At 72.9% G+C, this 26497-nt stretch carries 24 protein-coding genes and 1 pseudogene; 14 read left to right on the top strand and 11 right to left on the bottom strand.

Annotation, left to right across the window (positions count from 1 at the left end; translation table 11 throughout):
- Positions 1-49: 49 nt before the first annotated feature.
- The 3 genes from KYY02_RS12055 to KYY02_RS12065 all read left to right on the top strand — a co-directional run bounded on the left by KYY02_RS12055 (position 50) and on the right by KYY02_RS12065 (position 2653).
- Positions 50-691, top strand: a complete 642-nt coding sequence (locus KYY02_RS12055; RefSeq protein WP_371237895.1) for a PadR family transcriptional regulator — start codon at positions 50-52, stop codon at positions 689-691.
- Positions 692-869: 178 nt separating this feature from the next.
- Complete coding sequence (locus tag KYY02_RS12060) at positions 870-1631, top strand: MerR family transcriptional regulator (RefSeq protein ID WP_371237896.1); 762 nt, start codon at positions 870-872, stop codon at positions 1629-1631.
- A gap of 155 nt (positions 1632-1786) precedes the next feature.
- Entirely contained in the window at positions 1787-2653 is an 867-nt protein-coding gene (locus tag KYY02_RS12065; RefSeq protein ID WP_371237897.1) for a DedA family protein, read from the top strand.
- Positions 2654-2774: 121 nt separating this feature from the next.
- Here KYY02_RS12065 and KYY02_RS12070 read toward each other — a convergent pair whose 3' ends face one another.
- Positions 2775-4532 carry a threonine/serine exporter family protein gene (locus KYY02_RS12070; RefSeq protein WP_371237898.1) on the bottom strand — a complete coding sequence of 586 codons (1758 nt, stop codon included), beginning with the start codon at positions 4530-4532 and terminating at the stop codon, positions 2775-2777.
- Between the two features lie 126 nt (positions 4533-4658).
- Positions 4659-5150: an inorganic diphosphatase gene (locus KYY02_RS12075; RefSeq protein WP_030828087.1), complete on the bottom strand. Its 492-nt coding sequence runs from the start codon at positions 5148-5150 to the stop codon at positions 4659-4661.
- 79 nt (positions 5151-5229) lie between these two features.
- On the opposite strand from KYY02_RS12075, the gene dacB reads away from it, so the two are divergent.
- From dacB to folE, 6 genes are all read left to right on the top strand, one after another.
- Positions 5230-6858: a D-alanyl-D-alanine carboxypeptidase/D-alanyl-D-alanine endopeptidase gene (dacB, locus tag KYY02_RS12080; RefSeq protein WP_371237899.1), complete on the top strand. Its 1629-nt coding sequence runs from the start codon at positions 5230-5232 to the stop codon at positions 6856-6858.
- A gap of 235 nt (positions 6859-7093) precedes the next feature.
- Positions 7094-8227 (top strand): Rv3626c family coenzyme F420 biosynthesis-associated protein, encoded by a 1134-nt coding sequence (locus KYY02_RS12085; RefSeq protein WP_371237900.1) that lies wholly within the window; start codon positions 7094-7096, stop codon positions 8225-8227.
- Positions 8228-8419: 192 nt separating this feature from the next.
- Positions 8420-9445, top strand: a complete 1026-nt coding sequence (tilS, locus tag KYY02_RS12090; RefSeq protein ID WP_371237901.1) for a tRNA lysidine(34) synthetase TilS — start codon at positions 8420-8422, stop codon at positions 9443-9445.
- Positions 9446-9513: 68 nt separating this feature from the next.
- Positions 9514-10074, top strand: coding sequence for a hypoxanthine phosphoribosyltransferase (hpt, locus tag KYY02_RS12095; RefSeq protein ID WP_371237958.1), 561 nt, complete (start codon positions 9514-9516; stop codon positions 10072-10074).
- Positions 10075-10262: 188 nt separating this feature from the next.
- A complete protein-coding gene (gene ftsH, locus KYY02_RS12100) occupies positions 10263-12302 on the top strand; it encodes an ATP-dependent zinc metalloprotease FtsH (RefSeq protein ID WP_371237902.1) in 2040 nt (679 codons plus the stop codon).
- Between the two features lie 143 nt (positions 12303-12445).
- Positions 12446-13051 (top strand): GTP cyclohydrolase I FolE, encoded by a 606-nt coding sequence (gene folE / locus KYY02_RS12105; RefSeq protein ID WP_371237903.1) that lies wholly within the window; start codon positions 12446-12448, stop codon positions 13049-13051.
- Between the two features lie 10 nt (positions 13052-13061).
- Here the strand turns inward: folE and KYY02_RS12110 are convergent, their stop codons facing one another.
- The 5 genes from KYY02_RS12110 to folP all read right to left on the bottom strand — a co-directional run bounded on the left by KYY02_RS12110 (position 13062) and on the right by folP (position 16251).
- Positions 13062-13550 carry a DUF3180 domain-containing protein gene (locus KYY02_RS12110; RefSeq protein ID WP_371237904.1) on the bottom strand — a complete coding sequence of 163 codons (489 nt, stop codon included), beginning with the start codon at positions 13548-13550 and terminating at the stop codon, positions 13062-13064.
- Between the two features lie 58 nt (positions 13551-13608).
- Positions 13609-14220, bottom strand: a complete 612-nt coding sequence (folK, locus tag KYY02_RS12115; protein WP_371237905.1) for a 2-amino-4-hydroxy-6-hydroxymethyldihydropteridine diphosphokinase — start codon at positions 14218-14220, stop codon at positions 13609-13611.
- Complete coding sequence (gene folB, locus KYY02_RS12120) at positions 14217-14576, bottom strand: dihydroneopterin aldolase (RefSeq protein WP_371237906.1); 360 nt, start codon at positions 14574-14576, stop codon at positions 14217-14219. The genes folK and folB overlap by 4 nt, the downstream gene beginning before the upstream one ends.
- Positions 14577-14836: 260 nt before the next feature.
- Positions 14837-15340, bottom strand: a complete 504-nt coding sequence (locus KYY02_RS12125; protein ID WP_371237907.1) for a nuclear transport factor 2 family protein — start codon at positions 15338-15340, stop codon at positions 14837-14839.
- Entirely contained in the window at positions 15337-16251 is a 915-nt protein-coding gene (gene folP, locus KYY02_RS12130) for a dihydropteroate synthase (protein WP_371237908.1), read from the bottom strand. Before folP ends, KYY02_RS12125 begins: the two co-directional genes overlap by 4 nt.
- 437 nt (positions 16252-16688) lie before the next feature.
- Here folP and KYY02_RS12135 point away from each other — a divergent pair, with 437 nt between their 5' ends.
- On the top strand, positions 16689-17978 hold the full coding sequence (locus KYY02_RS12135) for a hypothetical protein (RefSeq protein ID WP_371237909.1): 1290 nt from the start codon (positions 16689-16691) through the stop codon (positions 17976-17978).
- A gap of 537 nt (positions 17979-18515) precedes the next feature.
- Here KYY02_RS12135 and KYY02_RS12140 read toward each other — a convergent pair.
- The gene (locus tag KYY02_RS12140) at positions 18516-19850 is read right to left on the bottom strand and encodes a PH domain-containing protein (protein WP_371237910.1); all 1335 of its coding nucleotides are present in this window, start codon (positions 19848-19850) and stop codon (positions 18516-18518) included.
- A complete protein-coding gene (locus tag KYY02_RS12145) occupies positions 19847-20377 on the bottom strand; it encodes a PH domain-containing protein (protein WP_371237911.1) in 531 nt (176 codons plus the stop codon). The genes KYY02_RS12140 and KYY02_RS12145 overlap by 4 nt, the downstream gene beginning before the upstream one ends.
- Before the next feature lie 31 nt (positions 20378-20408).
- Here KYY02_RS12145 and KYY02_RS12150 point away from each other — a divergent pair, with 31 nt between their 5' ends.
- Positions 20409-21560 (top strand): NADH-quinone oxidoreductase subunit D, encoded by a 1152-nt coding sequence (locus KYY02_RS12150; protein ID WP_371237912.1) that lies wholly within the window; start codon positions 20409-20411, stop codon positions 21558-21560.
- On the opposite strand, the gene KYY02_RS12155 is transcribed toward KYY02_RS12150, so the two are convergent.
- Positions 21525-22565 (bottom strand): SAM-dependent methyltransferase, encoded by a 1041-nt coding sequence (locus tag KYY02_RS12155; RefSeq protein WP_371237913.1) that lies wholly within the window; start codon positions 22563-22565, stop codon positions 21525-21527. The two genes, KYY02_RS12150 and KYY02_RS12155, sit on opposite strands and share 36 nt — an antisense overlap.
- A gap of 150 nt (positions 22566-22715) precedes the next feature.
- Here KYY02_RS12155 and KYY02_RS12160 point away from each other — a divergent pair, with 150 nt between their 5' ends.
- The 3 genes and pseudogenes from KYY02_RS12160 to KYY02_RS12170 all read left to right on the top strand — a co-directional run bounded on the left by KYY02_RS12160 (position 22716) and on the right by KYY02_RS12170 (position 25308).
- On the top strand, positions 22716-23915 hold the full coding sequence (locus KYY02_RS12160; protein WP_371237914.1) for a sensor histidine kinase: 1200 nt from the start codon (positions 22716-22718) through the stop codon (positions 23913-23915).
- A 73-nt stretch (positions 23916-23988) separates the two neighbouring features.
- The gene (locus KYY02_RS12165) at positions 23989-24660 is read left to right on the top strand and encodes a response regulator (protein WP_030828136.1); all 672 of its coding nucleotides are present in this window, start codon (positions 23989-23991) and stop codon (positions 24658-24660) included.
- Positions 24661-24691: 31 nt separating this feature from the next.
- Positions 24692-25308 (top strand): annotated as a pseudogene (locus KYY02_RS12170) (ATP-binding protein).
- Positions 25309-25332: 24 nt separating this feature from the next.
- Here KYY02_RS12170 and KYY02_RS12175 read toward each other — a convergent pair.
- The gene (locus KYY02_RS12175) at positions 25333-26439 is read right to left on the bottom strand and encodes a DUF5937 family protein (protein ID WP_371237915.1); all 1107 of its coding nucleotides are present in this window, start codon (positions 26437-26439) and stop codon (positions 25333-25335) included.
- Positions 26440-26497 lie beyond the last annotated feature (58 nt).

The following is a 26497-nucleotide window of genomic DNA, read 5'->3' on the forward strand; positions in this document are numbered from 1 at the left end:
GGCGGGGCGGACCCCGGGGCCGTTCCCGGGGGGGTCCTACGCTGGGCACATGTCAGTGATCCGTCTCCTGGTGCTCGGCGCGGTGCGCCAGCACGGGCGGGCCCACGGGTACCAGGTGCGCAACGACCTGGAGTACTGGGGCGCGCACGAGTGGTCCAACGCCAAGCCCGGCTCGATCTACCACGCGCTGAAGCAGATGGCGAAGCAGGGGCTGCTGCACGCGCACGAGATCGCGCCGTCCACGGCCGGTGGCCCGCCGCGCACGGAGTACGAGGTCACCGGGCAGGGCACCGAGGAGTACTTCCGGCTGCTGCGGGAGGCCCTGACCTCCTACGACCAGAAGCCGGACGTGCTGTCGGCGGGGCTCGGGCTCATGGTCGACCTCGACCGTGCGGAGGCCCTCGCGCTCCTCGAGCAGCGGATGCGCGCGATCGGGGAGTGGCGCAGGGCCGTCACCGAGTACTACACGCCCGAGGGCGGCCCCGGCCGGCTGGGCCACATCGGGGAGATCATGGACTTCTGGGTCCACTCCGCCGACACCGGCGCCGAGTGGACCCGCGCCCTCATCGAGCGCATCCGGGGCGGCGCCTACACCTTCGCGGGAGAGGGCGAGCCGTTCGTCGGCGTCCTGGCCGAGGGCGAGGAGAACCCGTACGCGACGGGGGAGCGGCATCCCGGGGACGACGGGTAGTCGAGTCCGACCGATGCGTGGCGAGGTATCGCGCTCGAGCGAGTAGTCGATGTCGGCTGGCGAGGCAGGTCCCGTGCGCGCACACGATGAGCGGGCGATCCGGGCGAACCGATCACCGGCTTGCACCTCACGTGGCGTGAGGTCCCAGGGTGGAGTGCGTACCCAGAAGGGAGCGGAAGTGAGCTACTCCGTGGGACAGGTGGCCGGCTTCGCCGGCGTCACGGTGCGCACCCTGCACCACTACGACGACATCGGCCTGCTCGTACCCGGCGGGCGCAGCCACGCGGGGCACCGGCGTTACAGCGACGCCGACCTCGACCGGCTGCAGCAGATCCTGTTCTACCGGGAGCTCGGCTTCCCGCTCGACGAGGTCGCCGTCCTGCTCGACGACCCGGCCGCGGACCCGCGCGCGCACCTGCGCCGGCAGCACGGACTGCTGACCGCCCGGATCGAGAGACTGCAGAAGATGGCGGCGGCCGTGGAGCACGCCATGGAGGCACGCAGCATGGGCATCAACCTCACGCCCGAGGAGAAGTTCGAGGTCTTCGGTGACTTCGACCCCGACCAGTACGAGGAGGAGGTGCGGGAACGCTGGGACGACACCGACGCCTACCGCCAGTCCCGGGAGCGGACCGCCTCGTACACGAAGGAGGACTGGCAGCGCATCCAGCGCGAGACCGACGAGCTCACCCGGCGTTTCGTCGCCCTGATGGAGGCGGGCGAGCCCGCCGACTGCGAGGCGGCCATGGACGCCGCCGAGGAGCACCGACGGGGAATCTCCCGCCATCACTACGACTGCGGGTACGAGATGCACACCTGCCTGGGCGAGATGTACGTCTCGGACGAGCGCTTCACGCGGAACCTCGACCGGGCCCGGCCGGGCTTCGCCGCCTACCTGCGCGACGCGATCCTCGCGAACGCCGCCCGGCACACCTCCTGAGCGGTGGTCGTGGCCCGGGCCGCACCCCCGGGCCACGACCACCACCCCCTGCGTGCGCCCCGGAGGGCCGGTGGAACCCGGAACCCCACGACTGCGTTGATACGTTTGGGCCGTCAGTCCCAGCCCGCCTCCCCAGCAGCAGGAGCCACAATCCCGTGACCACCCTTGCGCTCGGCCCCGAGTGGCTGAGCCCGGACTACCTGATCGAGACCTTCAGCCTGCCCGGCATCCTGCTGATCGTCTTCGCCGAATCCGGACTCTTCGCGTTCCTGCCCGGCGACTCCCTGCTGTTCACGGCGGGTCTGTTCGTGGCCGAGGGCAACTACATCAGCCAGCCGCTGTGGCTGGTGTGCACGCTGATCGTCCTGGCCGCCGTCATCGGCGACCAGGTCGGCTACACGATCGGCAAGTTCTTCGGACCCAGGCTGTTCAACCGGCCGAACTCCAAGCTCTTCAAACAGGAGAACCTGGAGAAGGCGCACGAGTTCATGGAGAAGTACGGCCCCAAGGCGATCGTCCTGGCCCGCTTCGTCCCCATCGTGCGCACGTTCGCCCCCATCGTGGCGGGCGCCGGCCGCATGAAGTACCGCACGTTCTTCACGTACAACCTCATCGGCGGTGTCGCCTGGGGCTGCGGTGTCACCGTCGCGGGCTACTGGCTCGGCCAGATCGAGCTCATCAAGACCAACATCGAGCCGATCCTCATCCTGATCGTCCTCCTCTCCGTGGTACCGATCGTCATCGAGTACCTGCGCGAGCGCGGGAAGAAGAAGCGCGCCGCCGTCGAGATCCCGGTCGTCGCCCCGCAGCACTTCCAGCAGCCGCTCATGGACGACGCCACGACCCAGCTGCGCCGCATCACCCCGGCCGCCCCGCAGCAGCACTACGGTGACCAGGGGTACTCCCCCCGGCAGGGCTATCAGCAGCAGCCGTACGGCGATCAGGGCTACCCGCAGCAGCAGTCCCAGCAGCCGTACGGCGACGAGCACTACAACCAGCAGCCGTACAACCGCGGTTACTGAACCGCCTCGGGGCGCGGGGGACTGCGCAAGCGTCCCCCGCGCCCCGAGGCCGCCGACCACCGGTGAGCCCCGAGCCGGACGGTGCCGGGACCCCAACGGCGCCCTCGCCGGAAACCCCGCGCTAGAAGCCCCGCGTCCGCTTCGCCGCCCGCCGCTTCTCCGCGGACCCGATCCGCAGGAAGATCCGCGAGATCTCCGAACCGAGGTTCACCCCGATCGCGATGGCCATGGCCAGTGCCACGGCCTTCGTGAGGTACGTCAGCCCCGATTCGACCTCGTTCTGGGCGATCCCCAGCAGACCGAAGTACGTCGCGGAACCGGGCAGCAGCGGCCCGATCGCCGCCGTGGTGTACGGCAGCGCGGACGCGAACCGGTACCGGGCCAGCAACTGCCCGAACAGGCCTACGAGGCCCGCCGCCGCGGTCGTGGAGACCACCGGCGAGATGTCGCCCGTGTAGTGCATCGCGCCGTACACCACCCAGGCGACCCCGCCGTTCAGTGTCGCCATCAGCACGGTGGACCGTTCCTGCTGGAGCAGCACCGCGAAGGCCAGAGCCAGCAGCATCGACGCGGCGATCTGCCACAGCGGGTCGTCGGAGACGCCGAGCGCCGCGTCCGGGTTCAGCCTGGCGCCCAGTTGCACGCCGAAGTACAGCACCGTCAGCACCCCGGCCACGATGCCCACGAAGAAGTACAGGACCTCCAGCAGGCGCGCGGACGCCGTGATGTAGAAGCCGGTCAGGCCGTCCTGCACGCCGGCCACCAGCGCCCGCCCGGGCAGCAGCGCGAACAGCCCACCGGTGATCACCGCGGACGCCTTCACGTTCACGTGCGCCAGCGTCAGCGCCACCCCGATCGCGGCCGGCGGCATCGCGGCCACCGTGAACTGGTAGAACTCCGGCAGCCCGCGTCCCGCGCACAGCCAGGCCAGCCGGTCGCCGAGCATCGCGCCGACCGCGGCCGACACGAACACCACGAAGCCACCGCCCACCAGCACCGACGCCGCCCCCGCGAGCAGCCCGCTCGCCATGGTCAGCGCCCAGCCGGGGTACGGGTGCCGGTTGCGGCGGATCTCCGCGAGCCGGCGGTAGGCCTCCTCCAGGGAGACGTGCGTCTCGTCGTCGCTGAGGTCGTCCACCAGCTGGTAGACGGCCGCCAGCCGGGTGTAGTCGGGGCTGCGGCGCCGCACCGTGCGCGACGCGGTCACCGGGTCGTCGACCAGGGACGGCTGGTGGGAGATCGACAGCAGGGTGAACGTGACGTTGGGCTCGCAGCGGTCCAGGCCGTAGGAGCGGCACACGGCGAACATCGCCGCCTCCACGTCCTCGGCGCCCTCACCGCCCGCCAGCAGCAGCTCGCCGATGCGCAGGGTCAGGTCGAGCACGCGCGGCACGGCCGGCCCGGCCTCGTCGTGCCGCTGCACCGGCTCCGGCGCCGGCCGCTCGGTCACCGGCATGCGCAGCATGGTGCGCATCCGGTCCTGCCACGGGATGTCCTTGGCCAGGCTGACCAGCGGGATCCCGCTCGCCGGGGTGAACGCCGCCGGCTGCTTCGTGCTGTAGGTGCGCGGCGTGCTGAACGCCGACCCCTCCGTCTCGGGCGGGGGCGGCGGGGCCACACCCAGCCCTTCGGGGACGGCGAACTCGGAGGTCGTCTCGGACTCCGTACCGGTCTTCGGGGCGGCCAGCCCTTCGGGGACGGCGAACTCGGAGGTCGTCTCGGACTCCGTACCGTTCCTCGGGGCGGCCAGCCCTTCGGGGACGGCGAACCCGGAGGTCGTCGACGACTCCGGTTCGGCCGGCGCCGCGACACCGGTGGGAGGCGTGAACACGCTCCTCGCCTCGTCCGACTGCGGCTTGCGGCCCTCCGCGTCCGTCACCTGCTCCGCTCTCCCTTTACGACACCGTCCGTAAGCCTGCCCCGTACAGCCTCAGTATGCGCACGCACGGCAAAACGGGCCGCACGCGTGCGTGCGGCCCGTTTCTGCGTCGTGCAGCGGGAGGGCTCAGTGACCGCCCGTCTCCTTGAAACGCTTGTAGGACCGCTCGATCTCCGCCTCGGCGTCCACCCGGCCCACCCAGTTGGCGCCCTCGACCGACTTGCCCGGCTCCAGGTCCTTGTAGACCTCGAAGAAGTGCTGGATCTCCAGGCGGTCGAACTCGGACACGTGGTGGATGTCCCGCAGGTGCTCCACGCGCGGGTCCGTCGACGGGACGCAGAGCAGCTTGTCGTCGCCGCCGGCCTCGTCCGTCATCCGGAACATGCCGATCGCGCGGCAACGGATCAGGCAGCCCGGGAACGTGGGCTCGTCCAGGATGACCAGCGCGTCCAGCGGGTCGCCGTCCTCGCCGAGGGTGTTCTCGACGAAGCCGTAGTCGGTCGGGTAGGCGGTCGAGGTGAAGAGCCGACGGTCCAGGCGGATCCGACCCGTCTCGTGGTCCACCTCGTACTTGTTCCGCGAACCCTTCGGGATCTCGATCGTGACGTCGAACTCCACCGGACGCTCCTCCATGATCAGCACGTAGTTCTGGTGGTTAAGTGTCCCTCACGCAGATGGGTGATCGCGAAAGGGGCTGGTGGTCGTGCCAGAGCTGAGGCCTTGGCGGGCCGCGGGACCGCACGTCGTGCGGATCGCGGACGCCGTACGACCTCGTCTCACCCGGGCCGCGGAGACCGCACGGCCACGTCTGGCGCGCGTCGCCGCGGCCGTCGGGCCGCGGTCCGCACGACCGGACCGGCCGGAATCACCGCAGGTCCCGCGGGTCGCACGGCCGAAGACCTGGCAGTTCACCGCGGCCGCCGCCACCGTCGGGCTGGCGCTGGCCGCGGGTGTGGTGACCGCCGTCGGCCCCTGGGACTCCTCGGGTCAGCGTACGGCCGAGCGGGACCGGGCCGTGGCCCTGGAAGTCGCACGTGGCACAGATCACGGCGGCGCCCGCGCCCACGCCGGCACGCCGCCCCGCGGACCCCGGGCCGCCCCACCGGCTGTCTCCGTGCTCACCGGCCTCGGCCCCACCGCCGCCGTGAGTCCCGCGCCCGGCGGCGAGGCTCTCGCCGCCGTCCTCGGCCCGCTGCTGAGGGATCCCGCGCTCGGCACCCGCTCCGTCGCCGTGGTCGACGTGGCCACCGGCGAACGGCTCTACGGCAGCGGCTCGGAGGACGCGCTCACCCCCGCCTCGACCACCAAGATCGCCACCGCCGTCGCCGCGCTCTCCGCGATGGGCGCCGATCACCGCCTCACCACCCGCGCGGTGTACGAACCCGACACCAGGGAGGTCGTCCTGGTCGGCGGCGGCGACCCGACGCTCACCGCCCGCAAGGAGGCCGGGGGGCTGGCGAGCCTGCGCGACCTCGCGGGGCGGACCGCCGCCGCCCTTGCCGAACGCGGGGTGCGCGAGGTGACGCTGTCGTACGACACGACCCTCTACGAGGGCACCACGATTCACCCGATCGGCGTCAACCCGAACATCGCGGCCGTCACCCCCCTCATGGTCGACGAGGCCCGCACCGACGGCTCCACCAGCGGCCCGGCCCCGCGGGCCGCGGACCCGGCGGCCGACGCCGCACGGATCTTCGGCGACCTGCTGGAGGAGCACGGCGTCAAGGCCACGCCCCCCGGTCCCTCGAAGGCCACCGCCCGCGCCGCCACCCTCGCCGCGGTCTCCTCGCCCCCGCTGGCCGTCCTCGTCGAGCGGATGCTGACCGACAGCGACAACGACCTCGCCGAGGCCCTCGCCCGCCACACCGCCCTGGCCGCCGGCGGGAGCGCCGACTTCGCCGGTGCCGGCGCGGCGATCACCGCCCGCCTGAAGCACCTCGGTCTCCCCCTGGAGGGCGCCGGCATCGACATCAGGGACGGCAGCGGCCTCGACCGGCGCGGCAGACTCACCGCCGGCCTCCTCACCGCCCTGCTGGTCAAGGCCGGCGACCCGGCCCACCCCGAGCTGCGCCCGGCCCTCACCGGCCTGCCCGTCGCCGGCTTCACCGGCACCCTCGCCGGCCGCTACGCCGACGGCGCGGCAGGCGTCGTGCGCGCCAAGACCGGCACGCTCACCGGCGTGAACACGCTGGCGGGCACGGTCGTCGACAAGGACGGCCGCCTGCTGGCCTTCGCCTTCCTGGCGAACGCCACCACCGGCCCGACGGCGGCCCAGTCCGCCCTGGACAAGGCGGCCACCGCACTGGCGGCGTGCGGCTGCCGCTGACCCGGACACTGCGGCGGAGGGGGCGCGGGGAACTGCGCACGGGGGCCGGGGCGGAGCCCCCGGGAGGGGACGGGAAGGGGCGGCGGCGGAGAACCGAAGGCGCGGCGACCGCCCGTCCTGCCCGGAACCGGCGTCGGCTTCCTGCGAGACGCGCGAACCGTGCAAGGGGACCGGGAGCCGCCTCCGTCACCTCGCCGTCCTGCCCGAAACCCGGGCACTCACGTACCGTTGACGCATGACGAGCATCGGTGGCGCTGCCTCTTCCGGGATGGTCGACTGGAATCTCGCGGTCGCGACCGCGACCCGGCTCATGCGGCCGGGCCCCGAAGTGAGCCGCGACGAGGCCCGGGCCGTCGTCGCGGAGCTGCGCCGGCACGCGAAGGCCTCGGAGGAACACGTCCGGGGCTTCACTCGTCTGGGCACCGAGGAGACCCACGACACCCCCCTCCTGGTCGTCGACCGCCCCGGCTGGGTGCGGGCCAACGTCGCAGGCTTCCGCGAACTGCTCAAACCGCTCCTCGACAAGATGCAGGAACGGCGCGGCACCGGCCCCGGCACCATGGTCCTCGGCGCCGTCGGCGGCAAGGTCACCGGTGTGGAGCTGGGCATGCTGCTGTCCTTCCTCGCCTCCCGCGTCCTCGGCCAGTACGAGACCTTCGCCCCCGCCACCCGCGACCTCCCGGCCGGGGCGAACGGCGCCGGCCGACTGCTGCTCGTCGCCCCCAACATCGTCCACGTCGAACGCGAACTCGACGTCGAGCCCCACGACTTCCGCCTGTGGGTGACCCTCCACGAGGAGACCCACCGCACCCAGTTCACCGCCGTGCCCTGGCTGCGGGACCACCTGGAGGGCGAGATCCAGTCGTTCCTGAGGGAGACCGACGTCGACCCCATGACCGTTCTGGAGCGCATCCGCGAGGCCGCCCAGTCGCTCGCCGGCGGCCGCCCCGAGGGCGAGGAGGGCGACGAGGGACGCTCCCTGGTCGAAATCGTGCAGACCCCCGCCCAGCGTGAGGTCCTCGGCCGCCTCACGGCCGTGATGTCCCTGCTGGAGGGCCATGCCGACTTCGTGATGGACGGCGTCGGCCCCGAGGTCGTGCCGAGCGTCGCCGAGATCCGGGAGAAGTTCCAGCAGCGCCGCGCCAAGGGCGCCTCCCGCCTGGACATGGCCCTGCGCAAGCTGCTCGGCCTGGACGCCAAGCTCCGTCAGTACCGCGACGGCGAACGCTTCGTGCGCGCCGTCGTCGAGGAGGTCGGCATGGACGGCTTCAACCGGGTGTGGACCTCGCCCAACACGCTTCCCACCAAGGCGGAGATCGCCAAACCGGCGGACTGGGTCACACGGGTGCACCGCAAACCGGAAGCCTGAGCCCCGCGCACCGTCATGCGCCGTACACGGCCGACGGCAGGCAGACGCCCCTTCAATCACCCGTCCGAGGGACCGTGAGTCCCGAGTAGGCGTGCAATGCTCGGGGAAAGGCCCGGTTCTGTCACCATCTACACACTCTGAGTGACCGAACCTCGGGCTCACCCCCCGACAACTTCATGAAGGGAACCGGACATGGGTCCCCATCCTGCGGTCGCGGCGATACGCCTGGCGGTCCGCCGCGTCCTGAACGACATCCTCGACGACCACGGCCGGGCGCCCGGTCGCCCCGCGCACGAGCCGCCCCCCTCCCCCCTCGTGCTGGTGGCCTGCTCCGGCGGCGCCGACTCCATGGCGCTCGCCTCCGCCCTCGCCTTCGAAGCCCCCCGCCTCGGCGTCCGTGCCGGCGGCGTCACCGTCGACCACGGCCTCCAGGCCGGCTCCGACCTGCGCGCCGCCGAAGTCGCCTCGCGCCTGCGCGAACTCGGTCTCGAACCCGTCGAGTCCGTCGCGGTCACCGTCGGCCGTGACGGTGGACCCGAGGCCGCCGCCCGGGACGCCCGCTACGCCGCCCTGGACGCCGCCGCCGGTCGGCACGGCGCCGCCGCCGTCCTGCTCGGCCACACCCGCGACGACCAGGCCGAGACGGTCCTGCTCGGCCTCGCCCGCGGCTCCGGCATCCGCTCCCTGTCCGGAATGGCCGCGGTCTCGGGGGCCGACGGCCGTTACCGGCGCCCCTTCCTCCGGCTCGACCGGCAGACGGCCCGCAAGGCCTGCATGGTCCAGTCCCTGCCCGTCTGGGACGACCCGCACAACGCCGACCCCGCCTACACCCGCTCCCGGCTCCGCCACGAGGGCCTGCCCGCCCTGGAGAAGGCCCTCGGCAAGGGCGTCGTCGAGGCCCTCGCCCGTACGGCCCAGCTCTCGCGTGACGACGCCGACGCCCTCGACGCCTGGGCGGGCCGGGCCGAGGCCGGCGTCCGCGACGCCGACGGCCGCCTGGAGTGCGCCGCGCTGCACGACCTGCCACCCGCCGTACGCCGCCGCGTGCTGCGGCGCGCCGCCATCGAGGCCGGCGCGCCGGCCGGTTCGCTGTTCGCCCGCCACATCGAGGAAGTCGACCGGCTGATCACCGGCTGGCGCGGTCAGGGAGCCATCAATCTCCCCGGCCGGGTCGTCGCCCGTCGGCAGGGTGGCAGACTGGTGATTCGGCAGGGCTGAATCCGGACCCCACCGACCCGTACGAGTCGCGGGGCGGACCGGACCGGCCGGTGGGACGACCGAAAGTGATGCGGGTGGACGCGAAAGACATGGGTGCCGACCTCGAGAAGGTGCTCATCACCAAGGAAGAGATCGACGCCAAGCTGGTGGAGCTGGCCGCGAAGATCGACGCGGAGTACGCGGGCAAGGACCTGCTGATCGTCGGCGTGCTCAAGGGCGCGGTGATGGTGATGGCCGACCTCGCGCGGGCGCTGTCCACCCCCGTCACGATGGACTGGATGGCCGTGTCCTCGTACGGGGCGGGCACCCAGTCCTCCGGTGTGGTGCGAATCCTCAAGGACCTCGACACCGACATCAAGGGTCGGCACGTCCTGATCGTCGAGGACATCATCGACTCCGGACTGACCCTGTCCTGGCTGCTCTCCAACCTCGGCTCGCGCGAGCCCGCCTCCCTCAAGGTGTGCACGCTGCTGCGCAAGCCCGATGCCGCCAAGGTCGCCATCGACGTGGAATGGGTCGGCTTCGACATCCCCAACGAGTTCGTCGTCGGCTACGGCCTCGACTACGCCGAGAAGTACCGCAACCTCCCGTTCGTCGGTACGCTCGCGCCCCACGTCTACGGCGGCTGAGCCCGGGGACCCGGTCCGCCGCACGGTGATCGGGAACCCCGGCGGGCTCCGCGGCGTTGGAGCATGCGTGGACGCGATCGCCGGCCGTCCCCCGCAGCTTCGGGGGGCGATGCTGGGGTACCGTCCGAAGAACAGTCTTTATCAAACTCACTATGGCAGGAGGGACGGGGCGGCACCGCTCCGTATGGATGGACGTGAAGCGATACTTCCGTGGGCCGGTCATGTGGATCGTGCTGGCCGTCCTCGCCGTGGTCGTGTTGATGCAGGTCGTCGGCTCGTCCGGCGGCTACAAGACGGTGGACACCGGCGAGGTCGTCCAGGCGATCAATGAGAACAAGGTCGAGTCGGCCAAGCTGACCACCGGCGACGAGCAGACCATCAAGGTCCAGCTCAAGGACGGCGTCGAGGTCAAGGACAGCTCGAAGATCCAGGCGAGCTACATCGGCGACCAGGGCGTCACCATCGCCAGCACGCTGCAGGACAAGTTCCAGAACAAGCAGATCCCGGACGGCTACACGGTCTCGCCGTCCAAGCAGAACCCGTTCGTGGGCATTCTGCTGTCCCTGCTGCCCTTCGTCCTCATCGTCGTGGTCTTCCTGTTCCTGATGAACCAGATGCAGGGCGGCGGCTCCCGCGTCATGCAGTTCGGCAAGTCCAAGGCGAAGCTCATCACCAAGGACACCCCGAAGACGACGTTCGCCGACGTCGCGGGATCGGAAGAGGCGGTGGAGGAGCTCCACGAGATCAAGGAGTTCCTGCAGGAGCCGGCGAAGTTCCAGGCCGTCGGGGCGAAGATCCCCAAGGGCGTCCTGCTCTACGGCCCGCCCGGTACCGGCAAGACCCTGCTCGCGCGCGCCGTCGCGGGGGAGGCCGGTGTGCCGTTCTACTCGATCTCCGGTTCCGACTTCGTCGAGATGTTCGTCGGTGTCGGCGCCTCCCGGGTCCGTGACCTGTTCGAGCAGGCCAAGGCCAACGCTCCGGCGATCGTCTTCGTCGACGAGATCGACGCGGTCGGCCGTCACCGCGGCGCCGGCCTCGGCGGCGGTCACGACGAGCGCGAGCAGACCCTGAACCAGCTCCTCGTCGAGATGGACGGCTTCGACGTCAAGGGCGGCGTGATCCTCATCGCCGCGACGAACCGGCCCGACATCCTCGACCCGGCGCTGCTGCGCCCCGGCCGCTTCGACCGCCAGATCGCGGTCGACCGTCCGGACATGCAGGGCCGCCTCGAGATCCTCAAGGTGCACCAGAAGGGCAAGCCGGTCGCTCCGGACGTCGACCTGTCGGCCGTCGCCCGCCGCACCCCCGGCATGACCGGCGCCGACCTGGCCAACGTGCTGAACGAGGCCGCGCTGCTGACCGCGCGCAGCGATCAGAAGCTGATCGACAACAAGATGCTGGACGAGGCGATCGACCGTGTGGTCGCGGGCCCGCAGAAGCGGACCCGGATCATGTCGGACAAGGAGAAGAAGATCACCGCGTACCACGAGGGCGGACACGCCCTGGTGGCGGCGGCCTCCCCGAACTCCGACCCCGTCCACAAGATCACGATCCTCTCCCGGGGCCGCGCCCTCGGCTACACGATGGTGCTCCCGGACGAGGACAAGTACTCGACCACCCGCAACGAGATGCTGGACCAGCTCGCCTACATGCTGGGCGGCCGCGCGGCCGAGGAGCTCGTCTTCCACGACCCGACCACCGGTGCCGCCAACGACATCGAGAAGGCCACCAGCGTGGCCCGCGCGATGGTCACGCAGTACGGCATGACCGAGCGGCTCGGTGCGATCAAGTTCGGTGGGGACAACACCGAGCCGTTCCTCGGGCGTGAGATGGCTCACCAGCGCGACTACTCGGAAGAGGTCGCCGCGCTGGTCGACGAAGAGGTCAAGAAGCTCATCGAGACCGCGCACAACGAGGCGTGGGAGATCCTCGTCGAGAACCGCGACGTCCTCGACAACCTGGTCCTGGCACTCCTGGAGCGGGAGACGCTGGGCAAGGAGGAGATCGCCGAGATCTTCGCGCCGATCGTCAAGCGCCCGCCCAGGCCCGCCTGGACCGGCTCCTCCCGCCGTACCCCGTCCACCCGTCCGCCGGTCCTCTCCCCCAAGGAGCTGGCCCTGACGAACGGGGCGAACGGCGCGACGCCGGCCATCACCACCGCCAAGAGCACCGCGGCGGACCCCGCCCCGGCGCCGGAGCGGACCCCGGAGGAACGCCCCGAGAGCTGATCCCGAGGCCCCCGGCGGCCCCGCCGGGCCCGGAATGGATGCCGCGCCTCCCCTGGTTCTAGCCTGGGGGGCGCGGCATTTGCGTACCCGCAGTGGAGACGCGTGCCCCTCACGCGTGAGAGCACAGGAACGAGGCATCCCACATGACCGACCCCGTGGCGCTGGACGGCATGGCCGCCATCGGCGAGTTCGACGAGAAGCGGGCCCGCAACGCCGTCCGCGAGCTGCTGATCGCCGTCGGCGAGGACCCCGACCGGGAGGGCCTGCTGGAGACGCCGGCACGGGTGGCGCGGGCGTACCGGGAGATGTTCGCGGGGCTGTGGCAGAAGCCCGAGGACGTGCTGACGACGACGTTCGACCTCGGTCACGACGAGATGGTGCTGGTCAAGGACATCGAGGTGTACTCGACCTGTGAGCACCACCTGGTGCCGTTCCGGGGCGTGGCGCACGTCGGGTACATCCCGGCCCCCAGCGGCAAGATCACGGGACTGTCCAAGCTGGCCCGGCTGGTGGACGTCTACGCCCGCCGCCCGCAGGTGCAGGAACGGCTCACCACGCAGATCGCGGACTCCCTGATGGAGATCCTGGAGCCGCGCGGAGTGATCGTGGTCGTGGAGTGCGAGCACATGTGCATGTCGATGCGCGGGATCCGCAAGCCCGGTGCGAAGACCCTCACCTCGGCCGTGCGCGGTCAGCTGCGGGACGCGGTGACGCGCAACGAGGCGATGAGCCTGATCATGGCGCGCTGACGCGCGCGCCTCACGCCGCCGGAGCCGTGCCCGGACCGGCCGTGTCGTCGTCCTCCGGGAGCCTGCAGACGCGCTCCAGGAAGATGGCCGCCACTATCACGCCGATGCCCGCCAGGACCGAGAAGCCGGCGTAGACGGCCTGGTCACGGCGGGCGGGGACGTCCAGGGACTCCAGCAGGAAGACGCCCGTGCCGCCGTACATGCCGGCGACGAGCGCGGCCACCAGGGCGCTGGCCTGCCCGAACACGACCGCGCGGGCCGCCATCAGGGGGTCGACCCCCTTGGCGCCGGCCCGTCGCTCCCGCTGGGCCCTGAGACGGGCGCGGAGGGACAGCGCGGTGGCCGTGAGGACCACCGCGATCAGGGCGAGGACGATGGGCGCGGCCACGGGCACGCTCGGAAGGGTGCCCAGGGAGTTCCAGAGGCGGGCGCCGGCCCAGGACAGAATCCCGGCCACGACGAAGACGCCTGCCAGCACCCTGATGCGCAGCTCTTTCACGGTGTCCCTTCGCGTTCCCCGGACGGTGCCCGGGATGGGGTCGTGTCGACCTTAACGGCTACTCGGGCAACCGGAGTTCCAGGTCGGCACGGGGCGTGACGCCCTCCCGGGTGACCGCGCCGAGGAGATCGGCGACCGGACCGCGGCCGGGAAGCTCCGCCTCGGGGTCGGCGTCGTGCCAGGGGGCGAGCACGAAGGCGCGCTCGTGGGCGCGCGGGTGCGGGAGCGTGAGGTGCGGGTCGTCGGAGCGGAGGTCCGCGTAGGAGACGATGTCCACGTCCAGGGTGCGCGGGCCCCAGCGCTCGTCCCGGACCCGGTGGAAGGCCTCCTCGACCGCGTGCGCCCGCTCCAGCAGGGAGGACGGGGGCAGGGTGGTCCTCAGGATCACGACCGCGTTGAAGTACGAGGGCTGGCTGCCGGGCTCGACGCCCCACGGCTCCGTCTCGTACACGGGGGAGACGGCCTTGACCCGGACGCCCGGGGTGTCCTCCAGGGCGTCGACGGCCCCCTGGAGGGTCTCCAGGCGGTTGCCGAGGTTGGCGCCGAGGGAGATCACGGCCCGTTTCGGGTTGTGCAGGGTGGCGTCGGCGGCGTCGACCTGCTCGACCACGGAGGCGGGGACGGGCTGGACGGTCGGGTCGGTCTGGCCCGGGATGGACGGCCTGGTCATACGCGGCTCCGGGTGATGGTGACGGTCACGTCGTCGAAGGGCACGGTGATCGGGGCGTCCGGCTTGTGGACGCACACCTCGACCTCCTGCACCACGTCGTGTTTCAGACAGACCTGGGCGATGTGCTCGGCGAGCGTCTCGATGAGGTCGACGGGCTCGCCCTGGACGACCGCCACGACCTCTTCGGCCACGATGCCGTAGTGCACGGTCTTCGTCAGGTCGTCGTCGGCCGCGGCCGGCCGGGTGTCCAGGCCGAGGACGAGGTCCACGATGAAGGTCTGGCCCTCCTCGCGCTCCTTGGGGAACACCCCGTGGTGCCCGCGGGCCTTCAGGCCGCGCAGCGCGACACGATCCACGCGAATCACTCCTGCAGTCGTCGGTCCGGACGGCCGGTGCCCGTGCGGGCGGCACACCGGCCTGCACTCGAATCTACCCGTGGCCGCCGTCGGCGCCGACGACCCGGGGGTGCGGACACGGGCCGGTGGCCGGAGACGTCACCGCCCGTTCCCCCTGGGGCGGCCGGGTGTTCACCGTGCGCTGGGGCCCCTGCCCGCCCCGCCGTGATGCCGGCCGCTTCCGGTGAGGGGCGGACGGGCCTCGATGTCCGTCTACCCGCTCAGGCCGGGGTGCCGTCGTCCTCGCCCTCCTCTTCCTCGGCCAGGACCGGGGAGGCGTGGTGGGACCAGAGCTTCCAGCCGGACGGGGTGCGCCGGAACACGTTGGTGGCGACGACGAGCTGGCCGACCAGGGGGCCGAGCTCCTCGCCGGCCTCGGGGGCGGGGCCGCCGCTGAGGATGTTCTCGGTGCAGGTCACCACGGCGGTGTCGCCGGTGACGGAGACGTGCGTGTCGGTGAGGAAGAACTGGATGTAGTCGGTGTTCGCCATGATCAGGGCGTACGACCTGAGGACCTCGCCGCGTCCGGTGAGCACGGGCCAGCCGGGATGCACGCAGGAGACCACGCCGGTGTCCGCGGGGTCGTGGTACGACTCGTCGACGCCGAGGTCGCCGGGGGTCAGCCAGAGCGAGGCGACCTCTTCGAAGTCGCCTCGCTCGAGTGCCTCGTAGAAGGCGGTGTTGGCGGCCTCGACGTGCTCGACATCGGTGTGGGGTGCGCTCACCGGGCTCCTTCTGCGCCGTGCGCGCCGGGTTCGGGGGAGGTGGGGTCCGTCGTGCGCGCCTGCGCGATGGCGTGCGTGACCCGTACGGCGTCCGCGGTGGCCCGTACCTCGTGCACGCGGACCGCCCAGGCGCCGGCCTGTGCGGCGAGGGCGGAGACGGCGGCGGTGGCCGCGTCGCGTTCCCGCGCGGGCGGGGGCGTGCCGTCCGGGCCGGCCAGGACGCGGCCGAGGAACCGCTTGCGGGACGCGGCGACGAGGACCGGGTGGCCGAGGGCCAGGACGCGGTCGAGGCGGGCGAGGAGGGCCAGGTCGTGGTCGGCGCCCTTGGAGAAGCCGAGGCCGGGGTCGACGATCACACGGTCGGCGGCGACTCCGCCCTCCCGGACGGCCTCCACGCGCGCGCGGAGTTCCTCCGCGACCTCCGTGACCACGTCGGTGTACACGCCCTCGATGCTGCCGCCCTCCAGGAAGCCGCGCCAGTGCATGACGACGAAGGGGGCGCCGGCGGCGGCGACGACGGGGATCATGGCGGGGTCGGCGAGTCCGCCGCTGACGTCGTTGACCAGGGTGGCGCCGGCCGCGAGGGACTGTTCGGCGACGGAGGCGCGCATGGTGTCGACGGAGACGGTGACGCCCTCGGCGGCGAGGCCGCGGACCACGGGGATGACGCGCTTGATCTCCTCGGCCTCGTCGACGCGGGTGGCGCCGGGCCGGGTGGACTCGCCGCCGACGTCGACCAGGTCGGCGCCCTGGGCGACCAGGTCGAGGCCGTGCTTGACGGCGGTCGTCGTGTCGAACCAGCGGCCGCCGTCGGAGAAGGAGTCGGGGGTGACGTTCACGACTCCCATGACCGCGCAGCGGTCCCAGTGAGGAAGGCCCGCGACCTGGCGGCGTCCGCTGTGGTTGCTCATATCTTCAGCGTAGGCCCAGCAAGAGGCCGGAGTGCGCCTCGGGCCGGGCGGGGCCCCTGGGGCACGGCCGCGTTCCGCCCGGGTCTCGTGGCCGGCCGGCAGGGGGGCGGTACGGTCCTTCCCCGCGCGTCCCGGCCGGCGTCGTGCCCCGCGCTTCTGCGGGGGTCCTCGCACCGGCGCCGCCCCGGGCGTCAGGCGGCGATCGCGCCCTTTGGGGCGGTGCCCTGGCGGAGGCGATCACCGTGCGGGGCAAAGCGGCCGGGGATACCGGGAGTTCGGCGGACGGTTCCGCGGGGCAATAAATGATCTTGATAATTGGGTCATACGTCTATTCGGGCGTGACGCACGTTCCCCGATGCCCTGTGAAAGCCTCGGTAATGCTTTGCTTTCCCGGGGTGGGGCACCAACATTCGCCTACGCGCGGTAAGTTTCTGGCCATGCCACGTGGACGTCACCGTCATTCCCCGCCCCTGCACAGGGTGCTTCCCCCGTCGGCGATCGCAGGTGTGTCCGTCGTCTGCGCCCTGGGGCCCTGGGTGTTCACGCAGCCGATGGTGCTTCGTGTCCTGGCCGCGGTCGCCGCGGTCACGGCGATCGGCGGCGCCGTCGTGATGCGGCACTGGGACACCCAGGCGGGCAAACGCATCGCCGATCTCACGCGCGCGCGTGCGCACGACGAATGGCGTTTCGAGGAGCGGATCGCCGAACTGGAGTCCGACCTCGAGGAGTCGCGCGAACTGCGGGCGAAACTGGAGCAGCGGTTGCGTGCCAAGCGCACGGAGCTCGCCGGGCTGCGCAACGAGCACGCGGCTCTGCTGCGGCGGTACGCCGCCTCCGAGACCGACCGGGCGAGCGTCCTGGAAGAACGCCGGGTGCTCGAGACGGAGGTCGCGGTTCCGGCCCGCGCGCTGCCGGCGGGACTGACGGGGGCGGCCGCCGCCGCGGAGACGCCCGCGGCGGCCTGCGAGACGGTGGAGCAGGACGAGGCCGTCGCCGAGGAGGCGCCGGCGGCTCCCTCCGTCTTCTCGCCGGAGGGGGCGGAGCTGTTCCTGCGCGCCGGCGCGGCGCTGGCTCGGCTCGCCGGGGCCGCCGACGCCGTGGAGGGCGGTGCCGTGCAGGACGGCGCCGTGGAGGACGGTGCCCGCGCGTACGTGCGGGCCGACGGGGCGCCCGGTCCGGCCGCCGCCGACGCCCGGACCGGTGACACGCCGGATGACGACGGCTCCCCGAAGGGCGACGACGCCCCCGAGGGCCCCGAGGACGACGGCCCCGAGCCCACGAAGCGGCCCGAGCGGAAACAGGCGCGGGAGGACGGGGCCGAGGGACGGACCGGGGCGGTCGACGAGCCCGGGCGTACGACCGCCTTCCCCACGCCGGCCGCTCCTTCGGCCCCGTCCGCGCGGCAGCCCTCCGGGCACTTCACCGTGCCGGCGGCGGTGGCGGTCGTACCGCCGACCGCGCCGGTGCGGCGGCCGGCGTCCGAGGACGGCTTCGACTTCTTCGGGACGAAGAAGGAGACGGACGGCGCAGCCCTGGACGCCGTGCAGAACGAGGACCTCGCCGACGTCGTCGGCGAGGAGGCGCTCGCGCTGCACAAGGCGGAGGCCGAGGGACGGTTCAAGCCCGCCGACGAGGAGGCGCGCGGCGTCGGCCAGGTCATCGACCTGACGGCACACGACGAGACGGAACACATCGACGTCGAAGGCCTGCGCAGCGCCGCCTCCTGAACCCCCGGCCACCCCGACGGGCCCCGCGCGCACCGCGCGGGGCCCGTCGGCGTTCCGGTGCACGCGCACATCCTGCGCGCCGTCCGCCTCGGCTGGTGCTCCTGCGGCCTGCGGGGGCCGGCGGCCGCCCGCCGGGCAGTGGGCACAGCGTCGGTCCGGCTCGTTCGTGTGACGGTCCACTCGCGGGCTCGCGACGGCCTGGGCCGGCCGGAGTCGCGTGAGCGGCGCGATCCGGTGCACCGGTCACGGCGTCGGCGTGCGGGCCCCGCTCCACCGGAGCGGTGGTCCGGGGCCTTTCCGCCGCCTCGGCCGTGACCGCCCGGCCAGGTCGCGCAGGGCGGTGCCCCCGGAGGCCTCTCCGGCCGGGGGCCCGTTGTGACCGGACCACGCACGGGATGCGTGCCGCGCCGTACCGGGGCCGAGTACGCCGGGGGCCCGGGGGCGCCTCCCGCGCCCCTGAGGCAGTGGGGGGAGCGCCCAGGACCGTTCGGGGCGTGCGGCCGTGCGGACTTTCTCCTGCGCGGTCCCAGGCGACGGTCAGGTCATCCAGCGGTCCGGGCGGGCGTCCCTGCGGCCGGTGCGTGAGCGCTCCGCCTGGGAGCGCAGGAGGGCCGCCGCCTCGGCGGCGTCCCGCAGGCGGGCCGTCACCGACTTGTTCGCGCCGGTGTCCACGTGGACGTCCGCGACCCCCCGGGCCCGCTGCCAGGGGCCCTGGACCAGCCGTACGCTCTGCACCTTGGCGTGCGGCACCAGGGACAGACTGCGGCGCAGCAGCCCGTGGCGTGCGGCGAACACCGTGTCGGTGACGGCGAGTCCGTAGCCGCGCCACCACAACGGAACGCACCACCGCGCGCGGCGCGGCGGCGGGACGAGCGCCTCGCGCGGGGGCACGCTCACCCCGGGCAGCACCCGCGCGACGACCGACTCGGCGAGTTCGCGCGGGGCGACCGGCAGCAGCAGGGAGTTGGACGAACCCGCCACGTCCAGTTCCACCCGCACCCAGCCCCGCCGCCGCCACAGCAGCGGCTCGACCAGCCGTACCGTCTGCACGCGCCCCGGCGGCACCGTCTCGTGCGCCCGGTCCAGCAGCCCGTGGTCGATGCGCAGCCCGTCGGGCGACTCGCCCAGCGTCCAGTCGTACTCGGCGACGAACCGGCCCACACTGCTCGCACCCGCGGCGCCGAGCATCGGCACGGCCGCGGCGAGCACCGTCCACAGGCTGTGGGTGGCCGTCCACAGCAGCGGCACCACGACACCGGCGACGACGAGCCAGCCCCAGGTCGCCCCGGTCAGCAGCAGGGAGACGGCGAGGACGCCCGGCGGCACCCGCAGCATCTCCCGGGACGGCGCCTCGCCCACCTCGTGCGCGGTCTCCGGCGCGAAACCCGCCGCCCGCGCGAGGAGTTCCGCGCGCAGGGCACGCGCCTCACCGGCGCCCAGGAAGGCGAGTTCGTCCTTCTTGTCGGTGCCTATGACGTCGAGTTTGAGCTTCGCCACGCCCGCCACCCGTGCGAGCAGCGGCTGGGTGACGTCGACGGCCTGGATCCGCTCGAGGCGGATGTGCGCGGTGCGCCGGAAGAGCAGCCCGGTCCGGATGCGCAGCTCGCTCCCGGTCACCGCGAAGTGGGTGAACCACCAGCTCAGGAAGCCGTAGAGGGCGGCGGCCGGAATGAGTACGGCGAGGCCGATCAGCAGGGTCGTGGTCGTCAGCCGGGCCAGCTGGCGCTGCGCCTGGTCGGGGTCGTGCAGCGCCCACCCGATCAGCACCGCGACGGGCGCCCACGCACGCCTGAGCGGTGTGACGGGGTGCAGCCGCCTCTCGGTCACGGGCGGCCGGTCGCGCACGTCCTCGTGGACGCCGGGGGGCGTCACAGCCCCGCCGATCGGGCCTCGCCGAGCTCGGTGAGCCGGTCGCGCAGCCGCTCCGCCTCGGCCGGATCGAGGCCGGGGATGGTGGCGTCGGTCGCCGCCGCCGCCGTGTGCAGCTGCACGCTGGCCAGCCCGAAGTGCCGTTCCACGGGCCCGGAGGTGACCTCGACCAGCTGCATCCGCCCGTACGGCACGACCGTCTCCTCGCGCCACAGCACGCCCCGGCTGATCAGCAGGTCGTCGGCGCGCTCCGCGTACCGCCAGGAGCGCCAGTTCCGCTCCAGCATCACCCAGCCCCAGACCAGCAGGGCCAGCGGCAGCAGCGCGAAGGCGGCCCAGCCGGGTCCGGCCAGCAGCCCCGGCACCAGCGCGGTGGCCAGGGTCAGCAGCCCCAGCCACACCACCAGCAGCAGCCGCCGCATCCTCAGCAGTCCCGGGGGCAGCGCGATCCATCCCGGCTCCTCGCCGCCCCGGGCCGCCGGCCCGCCCGTTCCCGCTGTCCCCGTGTCGTGAGGGCTCCCCGTCTCCATGGCTCCAGCGTACGTAGGGGAGACTGTGTTCATGACTCCCACGACGGAGACCACGGTCGGTGTCGGCGGTGCGGCGGAGAGCACCGACATGGTGCTCAACATCGGGCCCCAGCACCCGTCGACGCACGGCGTCCTGCGGTTGAAGCTCCTCCTGGACGGCGAGCGCATCGTCCGCGCGGAGCCGGTGATCGGTTACATGCACCGGGGCGCGGAGAAGCTGTTCGAAGCCCGGGACTACCGGCAGATCATCATGCTGGCCAACCGCCACGACTGGCTGTCGGCGTTCTCCAACGAGCTGGGCGTGGTCCTCGCCGTGGAGCGGATGCTCGGCATGGAGGTCCCCGAGCGCGCGGTGTGGCTGCGCACGCTGCTCGCGGAGCTGAACCGGGTGCTCAACCACCTGATGTTCCTCGGCTCCTATCCGCTGGAACTGGGCGGCATCACCCCGATCTTCTACGCCTTCCGGGAGCGCGAGGAGCTCCAGCACGTCATGGAGGAGGTCTCCGGCGGGCGCATTCACTACATGTTCAACCGCGTGGGCGGTCTCAAGGAGGACATCCCGGCGGGCTGGGCCGCCCGCGCCCGCGGCGCCGTCGCCGGCGTGCGCTCCCGCATGGACCGCTTCGACGACCTGGTGCTCGGCAACGAGATCTTCCGCGGCCGCACGCGCGGCGTCGGCGTGCTGTCGCCGGAGGCGGTGCACGCGTACGGCGTGAGCGGGCCGATCGCGCGGGGCTCCGGCGTCGACTTCGACCTGCGCCGCGACGAGCCGTACCTCGCCTACGGCGAACTGGGCGGCGTCCTGAAGGTGGTGACCCGCGCGGAGGGCGACTGCCTCGCCCGCTTCGAGTGCCTCCTGGAGCAGACCCACAACGCCCTCGACCTCGCCGACGCCTGTCTCGACCGGCTCGCCGAGCTGCCCCCGGGCCCGGTCAACCAACGGCTCCCGAAGGTGCTCAAGGCGCCCGAGGGGCACACGTACGCGTGGACCGAGAACCCGCTCGGCATCAACGGCTACTACCTGGTCAGCAAGGGCGAGAAGACGCCGTACCGGCTGAAGCTGCGCTCGGCGTCGTACAACAACATCCAGGCGCTCGCCGAGCTGCTGCCGGGGACGCTGGTCGCGGACATGGTGGCGATCCTCGGGTCACTGTTCTTCGTCGTCGGTGACATCGACAAGTAGGTCCCCCGCGTCCGCGATCCCCACCGGCTGCACCAGCCAGCCGAAGTCGCCGAGTCCGCCCGGCGCGGTGAGTTCGGCGGCTTCCCCGGCGCCCGCGAGGGCGCGCACGTACCCGGCAGGGTCGGTGGAGGCCAGCGTGAGCGGGGGACGTGCGCCGCCGATCCCCAGGGCGCGCAGGGCGTCCCGCTGGGTCAGCAGGCGCGTACCGGGGAGCGCGCGGGCCGCGGCGCACGCGTCCAGGGCCACGTGCGCGGTGAGGTCGCACGTCCCGTCCGGCACGGGCGTCGTCTCCCGCCCCTCCCGGAACGCCGTGAGCGTCCCGAACGGCGGCCGCGCGGCCGCCGTGTGCGCGTAGTCCACGGCGACGGCGAGCCCCCGCGCGAGCGTGTCGACGGCCGAGGCCCAGGCCCGGTCGCGGGGCAGGCCGATCTCCGCGCGGAGCCCCTCCTCGGCCGCCAGCGGCCACCACCGCGCCAGCCACGCGGCCTCCGCCCCGGCGACCGGCTCCCCGAGCCGCTCCGTCCCGTCCCGCCGCACCAGCACCAGCCGGGGTACGCCCGACGGGTCCACCTCGGCGACGTCCACGGGCACGTTGTCCAGCCACTCGTTGGCGAAGAGCAGCCCCGTGGTCCCCTCCGGGGGCTCGGCCCGCCACTCGATCCTGTGGTCCAGCCCGGCCGGCCGGTCGGCGAGCTCGACGGCGTACGCACGGACGCGCGCCGCCACGCCGGCGGGGAGCGCGGCGAGGACGCCGGTGACCAGCTCGCCCCGCCCGGCCGCCATGTCCACGAAGCCGAGCACCGCCGGCCGCCCCAGCGCCTCGTCGACCCGGCACAGCAGTCGCGCCACGGCGCCCGCGAACAGCGGCGAGGCGTGCACGGACGTACGGAAGTGCCCGGCCGGGCCCGCGCCGGACCCGCGGTAGAAGCCGTCAGGACCGTACAGGGCGTCCTGGGCCGCCGCCCGCCAGCCCCGAGGGCCCGCCTCCCCGGTCTCCGTCGTCACCGGTTCCGCTCACCCGCCCTCGCCGTCGTCACCGGCCCAGGTTAAGCGCACGGACGTGCCCGGCCTCCACCTTGCGGAGTACACGTGCCGACCGGGGATCGGCCCTCCGGTTGACCCCTGCGCACATTTCACTTCCCTACGCTGGGTTACGTGCAGCTCCTCTATGACCTCCTCCGCAGACACCCGACCTGGGTCGACGGCTCCTGGGCCGCGGTCCTGTTCGGGATTTCGGTGTTCAGCGGGACGGCCGTGGAGGAGCCGCAGGGGACGGACCTGCCGGTCCTCGTGCCGGTCGTGCTGCTGCTGTCGCTGGTCGTCGCGCTGCGCCGCCGGATGCCCGAGCGGATGCTGGTCCTCGCCCTCGCCGTGGGCCTGGGACAGCTGATCGCGGACGTGGCGACGCTGCCCGCCGACTTCGCCCTGCTGGTGATCGTCTACACGGTCGCGGCGGTCGGCGCCCGCTGGGCCTCCCGCCTCGCGCTGACCGCCGGCCTGTGCGCGGCCCCGCTGGCGCAGTTGCGCTGGCCCAACGAGGACGTGGGGGTGGCGACCAACCTCGCCATAACGGTCCTCCAGACCGCGCCCTTCGCCCTCGCCTGGGTGCTCGGTGACTCCATCCGCACCCGCCGCGCGTACTTCGCGCAGCTGGAGGAGCGGGCCGCCCGGCTGGAGAAGGAGCGCGAGGCGCAGGCCAAGGTCGCGGTCGCCGCCGAGCGCGCCCGGATAGCCCGCGAGCTGCACGACGTCGTCGCGCACAACGTGTCGGTGATGGTGGTGCAGGCCGACGGCGCCGCCTACGTCCTCGACGCCGCCCCGGACCAGGCGAAGAAGGCCCTGGAGACGATCTCCTCCACCGGTCGTCAGGCCCTCGCCGAGATGCGCCGCCTGCTGGGCGTGCTGCGCACCGGCGAGCACCAGGAGGCCGGGGAGTACGTGCCGCAGCCCGACGTGCGGCAGATCGCGGACCTCGTCGAACAGTGCCGGGGGTCGGGGCTGCCGGTGGACTTCAAGGTCGAGGGCACTCCACGTCCGCTGCCCAGCGGCGTCGAGCTCACCGCGTACCGCATCGTGCAGGAGGCGCTCACCAACACCCGCAAGCACGGCGGACCCCGCGTGGGCGCCAGCGTGCGCCTGGTGTACTTCGACGACGGTCTCGGCCTCCTCGTGGAGGACGACGGCAAGGGCGCCCCGCACGAGCTGTACGAGGAGGGCGGTTTCGACGGCCAGGGCCACGGTCTGATCGGCATGCGTGAACGGGTCGGCATGGTCGGCGGCACCCTGGACGCGGGCCCGCGCCCCGGCGGGGGGTTCCGCATCAGTGCGCTGCTGCCGCTCAAACCCGCGCATTGACGCCCGCGCACGCCTTCCGCTGACACCTGTCACATCCACCCGAAGCCCCGACGACCGAATGGAAGAAGCCCCGATGACGATCCGCGTGATGCTCGTCGACGACCAGGTGCTGCTGCGCACCGGATTCCGGATGGTGCTCGCCGCCCAGCCGGACATGGACGTCGTGGCGGAGGCGGGCAACGGGGTCGAGGCCCTGGAGGTGCTGCGCTCCACCGCCGTCGACGTGGTGCTGATGGACGTCCGCATGCCCAAGCTCGACGGGGTGGAGACGACCCGCCGGATCTGCGCGGACACCGATCCGCCGAAGGTGCTGATCCTCACCACCTTCGACCTCGACGAGTACGCCTTCTCCGGGCTCAAGGCGGGCGCGTCCGGCTTCATGCTCAAGGACGTGCCGCCGGGCGAGCTGCTCGCCGCGATCCGCGCGGTCCACAGCGGCGACGCCGTGGTCGCCCCGTCCACCACCCGCCGGCTCCTGGACCGGTTCGCGCCGATGCTGCCCAGCGCGGGCAAGCAGCCCGAGCACAAGGAGCTGGAACGGCTCACCGAGCGCGAGCGGGAGGTCATGGTGCTGGTCGCGCAGGGCCTGTCCAACGGCGAGATCGCGGCCCGGCTGGTGCTCTCCGAGGCGACCGTGAAGACCCACGTGGGCCGCATCCTGACCAAGCTGGGCCTGCGGGACCGGGTGCAGGTGGTCGTCCTCGCCTATGAGACGGGCCTGGTACGGGCCGGCGGACACGGCTGAACGGACGGCCGCGCGTCGGTGGGGTGCCCGCATGCCGCTGTGGATCAACGGGCCCTTCGGGGACGGGAAGACACGGACCGTACACGAGACACGGCGCCGCCTGCCGGGCGGCGTCATCGGTGACCCGCAGCACCTCGGGTCCGGCCTGCACCACATGCTGCCGCCCGGACTGCGCGGCGACTTCCAGGACCTGCGGGCCTGGCGGCAGGGCGTCGTCGAGGTCCTCGACCTCGCCCTGACCGAGCACGACGGCGTGGTGATCGCCCCCATGACCGTCACCGACTCCGGGCACTTCGCGCAGACCGTGGGCAGGCTGCGCGAACTCGGCCACGGCGTACGCCGCTTCGCCCTGCTCGTCGAGCGCGTGACGGTGCTGCGGCGGCTGCACGAGCGCGCTTTCGGCCACCTCCTCGGCTCCGTCGTGGGGGACGCCTCCCCGCGCCGGAGAACTGGGCGGTGCAGCGGCTCGGCCACTGCCTGGAGCGGCTGAGCGAGCCGGAGTTCGCCGAACACCTGTGGACGGACCGCACCACGGTGCCGGAGACGACGGACCGCGTCGCCGCGCCGGCCGGGCCGACCCTGCGCCCCCACCACGGGGGCCGGCTGCGGCAGGCGGGCGTGGGACTCCGGCACGTCCGCCCGCACTGACGACCGCCCGCGCGGCACGCGCCCTCAGCGCAGGATCCCCTCCAGGAAGTCACCGCCGAGCCGGGCCACGACCGTCACGTCCAGCTGGTGCAGCACGTACCGCCCACGGCGGCGGGTGGTGACCAGGCCGGCCTTCTTCAGCACGCCCAGGTGCCGGGATATCTCCGGCGCCGTCATGCCGTGCGCCTGGGCCAGCTCGCCGGTGGTGTACGCGCTGCGGGCGAGGTTGCGGCACATGCGCATGCGGACCGGGTGGGACAGCGCGGTCATCCGCAGGGCCAGCTGCTCGACCGTCGGCGGGGCGGCCGGCTCGGCGGAGCCGACCGGGTAGTGCAGCACCGGCTGCCAGCCGTACCGGTGCAGCACCATCAGGTGCGGCCAGCCGAGGCTGGTCGGGACCAGCAGCAGCCCGCCGTCACCCGTGGCCGTACGCCCCTCGCCCAGCTTGTCGACGGTGATCCGCCCGGCGGCCTCGTCGAGCGTCACCGCGGGCGACACCGCCGCCAGCGCCTCGGCCAGCCCCTTGTGCCGGAGCAGGTCGGTCTTGTGGCGGGTGTCCGCGGCGAGTCCGTGCCGCAGCCGGGACCACGTCTCGGCGAAGAACGCCTCGTCGCAGTCCTGGAGGAACTGTCGCAGCCAGGCCCTGATCCGCGGCGGGTCGGCGAGCAGCCGCTCGGTGAACTCCGTCTGGCGCGGCCCCCGTGCGGCGGCCAGCTCCAGCGAGCGGCGCCGCAGCCCCTCGTCGGTGAGCGGGCCCGCGCCCGGAGCGCCGTAAGGGAGCGCGCAGGTGAACTCCAGGGCGGCGTCCACGAACTGCTCGTCGGACAGCCCGTCCAGCAGGTCCAGTTCCTCGGTGAGCGTGCCGCCCGGGAGCGTCACGCGGTCCGGCGCGCCGGCGCTCGGCAGGAACAGGTCCGAGAACGTCGTGCGCCACAGGAAGTCGGCCTCGCACATCCGGTCCGCGAGGTGCGGGTCCAGCCGTGCGGTCACGTCCGTCACCCAGCCCCGGATCCCCGGATGGTGCCCGGGCTCGGACAGCGCGTGCAGCGCCATGCCGAGCTCGGCGAGGGGCGAGGGCACGGCGGCGACCCTCTCCGGCCGCAGCCCCGCGATGGCGATGCTCACGCTCATGCCCACATGGTGCACCCCACCGCCCCTCCCCCTTCCCGGCCCTCGGGGCATCCGCCCC

Origin of the sequence: Streptomyces pimonensis (genome assembly GCF_041380215.1) — a bacterium.
In the GTDB taxonomy this organism is placed as follows: Bacteria; Actinomycetota; Actinomycetes; order Streptomycetales; family Streptomycetaceae; genus Streptomyces; species Streptomyces pimonensis.

What these genes read in the sequence shown, in the direction of transcription:
- KYY02_RS12085 (WP_371237900.1), top strand. Translation starts at nt 7,094, where the DNA reads ATGACGAGCATCGGTGGCGCTGCCTCTTCCGGGATGGTCGACTGGAAT.
- KYY02_RS12055 (WP_371237895.1), top strand. Translation starts at nt 50, where the DNA reads ATGTCAGTGATCCGTCTCCTGGTGCTCGGCGCGGTGCGCCAGCACGGG.
- folP (WP_371237908.1), bottom strand. Translation starts at nt 16,251, where the DNA reads ATGAGCAACCACAGCGGACGCCGCCAGGTCGCGGGCCTTCCTCACTGG.
- hpt (WP_371237958.1), top strand. Translation starts at nt 9,514, where the DNA reads ATGCGGGTGGACGCGAAAGACATGGGTGCCGACCTCGAGAAGGTGCTC.
- ftsH (WP_371237902.1), top strand. Translation starts at nt 10,263, where the DNA reads ATGGACGTGAAGCGATACTTCCGTGGGCCGGTCATGTGGATCGTGCTG.
- KYY02_RS12165 (WP_030828136.1), top strand. Translation starts at nt 23,989, where the DNA reads ATGACGATCCGCGTGATGCTCGTCGACGACCAGGTGCTGCTGCGCACC.
- KYY02_RS12175 (WP_371237915.1), bottom strand. Translation starts at nt 26,439, where the DNA reads ATGAGCGTGAGCATCGCCATCGCGGGGCTGCGGCCGGAGAGGGTCGCC.
- KYY02_RS12145 (WP_371237911.1), bottom strand. Translation starts at nt 20,377, where the DNA reads ATGGAGACGGGGAGCCCTCACGACACGGGGACAGCGGGAACGGGCGGG.
- folK (WP_371237905.1), bottom strand. Translation starts at nt 14,220, where the DNA reads ATGACCAGGCCGTCCATCCCGGGCCAGACCGACCCGACCGTCCAGCCC.
- KYY02_RS12135 (WP_371237909.1), top strand. Translation starts at nt 16,689, where the DNA reads ATGCCACGTGGACGTCACCGTCATTCCCCGCCCCTGCACAGGGTGCTT.
- KYY02_RS12150 (WP_371237912.1), top strand. Translation starts at nt 20,409, where the DNA reads ATGACTCCCACGACGGAGACCACGGTCGGTGTCGGCGGTGCGGCGGAG.
- folE (WP_371237903.1), top strand. Translation starts at nt 12,446, where the DNA reads ATGACCGACCCCGTGGCGCTGGACGGCATGGCCGCCATCGGCGAGTTC.
- tilS (WP_371237901.1), top strand. Translation starts at nt 8,420, where the DNA reads ATGGGTCCCCATCCTGCGGTCGCGGCGATACGCCTGGCGGTCCGCCGC.